The 607-nt window shown below is 73.1% G+C and carries 1 protein-coding gene; it reads right to left on the bottom strand.

The window, feature by feature from the left end; translation table 11 throughout:
• Positions 1-607, bottom strand: a 607-nt coding sequence (locus IE313_RS36135) for a CurL C-terminal domain-containing protein (protein WP_189939369.1), incomplete at both ends; no start/stop codon positions are given.

Consider the following 607-nt stretch of genomic DNA (forward strand, 5'->3'; position numbering starts at 1 on the left):
GCCTCGGGTGTGCCGTCCGGGGCGAACATGATGTCTTTGAGTGACCGTCCGAGCTGGGCGTCGAGCAGGTGGCAGACGTCGTCGAGCGCGGCGGCGAACACGGGGAACGTCTCGTACAACTCGCGGCCCATACCCGGCCGCTGGCTGCCCTGCCCCGACAGCAGAAACGCCACCTTGCCGTCCTCCGGGGCCGTGCCCCGCACGACGGAGCGGCTCGGTCGGCCCTCGGCGAGTGCGTCAAGGGCCGTGAGGAGCCCGTCCCGTGTGCCGTCCGCCGTGCTGATCGCGGCGCGGTGCGCGAAGTGGGCGCGCGTGGTGGCCAGGGCGTTCGCGATGTCCGCGACGCCCAGCTCGGGCCGGGCGGTCACGTGGTCCCGCAGCCGGGCGGCCTGCGCGCGCAGCGCCTGCTCGGACTTGGCAGACAGCACCCACGGTGCCACCGGAAGCCGTGAACCCGCCGCGGAGGCACCGTCGCCCGCCGTTCCCGCACCGTTCGCCGTCGTCTGCCGCCCGGGCCCGGTTCCGTCCGTGTCCTCGTCGTCCGTTGTGGGTTGGGGTGGTGCTTCGAGGATGATGTGGGCGTTGGTGCCGCTGATGCCGAAGGAGG

The organism is Streptomyces sulfonofaciens, from assembly GCF_014656295.1.
In the GTDB taxonomy this organism is placed as follows: Bacteria; Actinomycetota; Actinomycetes; order Streptomycetales; family Streptomycetaceae; genus Streptomyces; species Streptomyces sulfonofaciens.